The following is a 1,374-nucleotide window of genomic DNA, read 5'->3' as shown; positions in this document are numbered from 1 at the left end:
TACCTCGCGGCTGTCGAAGGTCTGCACCAGCACGGTGGTGTCTGCCGCAGGCGGGGTGGCAATCGCAAACGAAATACTCTTGGGGCCGGGCGCGGCGGCCTCGTTCAGCCGGACGAGCAGCGCGCCGCGGGCGTCGCCTCCCGCTTCGGCGTCGGTCAAGATGCCATGTTCCACGGTTAACGTTGCCCCAGCGCCAAATCCGCTCAGGTCAACTGCGCTGACGTCGGCAATAGCCACTGCCGCCGGTAGCGTGATCAAGACATACCCGTCCGCCGGAATGGTCGCGGCAGTCGTAAAGGTCACGGTGTAGGTATTGCCCACCCCGCTCAGGCCCACCGCGCTCAGCGGCGTGCCCGGCGTCACCGCGGCCAAGCCGACCCGGCGCGAGTTTTCGCGGGTGGTGTGGTTATACCACATCCGGTAGCCCAACCCCTCTTTCAGCACGAACGGGCTCCAGACATTGTCCGGGCTGAGGGTGCCGGGGTCGTCGCTGCCGCTCCAGACAGCATTGTTGGGGACGGGACGCACCCAGTTGACGCCGTCGAGCGAGACGACGTGACCGATGCGGTGGACGCCGCTGCTATCTTGGGCGCTGTACCACATCCGGTAGCGCAAGCCGTCTTTGACCACGGCAGCGATGGCTGAGTTTTGGGCATCGAAGGTGCCGGCGGGGCCTTGGCCGATCACGCTGCCGTTGGTGCCGGGACCCACGACGCGGGTCCAGTTGAGGCCGTCGGGCGAGAGGGCGTAGCCAATGAAGAAGCGGTTGCTGCTATCGATGCCCTGATACCACATCCGGTAGCAAAGGCCGCTAGTACGCCCACTTTCGCAGGGGGCAAGGGTCGAGGCGGCATCGCGGATGACGCGGGAGGCGGCGATGATGGATTGGTCAAAGGTGCCGGCAATGCCAGAGGGCCGGAGCACGGCGTTGCCGGTGAGCGGGCCGGGGATGCGGGTCCAGTTGACGCCGTCGGGAGAAGAGGCGAGCCCGATGGCGAAGGTGCTGCCGTTGCCGCCGGTGTACCACATCAGGTAGCCGGTGTTAGTGCGGATGACCGACGGGAAGGAGGCGTTGGCGCTGTCAAAATTGCCGGCAGGACCGGGCCCGAGCACGCTGCCGCTGGGGCCGGGGCCCACGACGCGGGTCCACGTGACACCGTTGGGGGAGAGGGCAAGGCCAATCCGGCGGACGCCGAAGGCATCAAAGCCGGAGTACCACATCCGGTAGCAGAGGCCGGTGGTGCGTCCGCCTTCGCAGGGAGCCGCAGGAGAAGCCTCGTCGCGGATGAGCGAGTGACCGTAGACTTGGGTGGTGTCAAAGCCGGTGCCGCTACCACCGCAGCTATCGCCGGCAAGGCCGAACACGGCCCCCTC

The 1,374-nt window shown here is 67.0% G+C and carries 1 protein-coding gene; it reads right to left on the bottom strand.

Features of this window, described 5'->3' with window-relative positions; all coding sequences use genetic code 11:
• Nucleotides 1-1,374 (bottom strand): glycoside hydrolase family protein (locus tag A6A03_RS19325; RefSeq protein ID WP_483772866.1); only part of this gene is annotated, 1,374 nt, incomplete at both ends.

It is taken from the genome of Chloroflexus islandicus, assembly GCF_001650695.1.
Lineage (GTDB): Bacteria > Chloroflexota > Chloroflexia > Chloroflexales > Chloroflexaceae > Chloroflexus > Chloroflexus islandicus.
The sequence above is the reverse complement of the archived record's forward strand: the minus strand, read 5'-3'. Positions and strand labels throughout refer to the sequence as shown.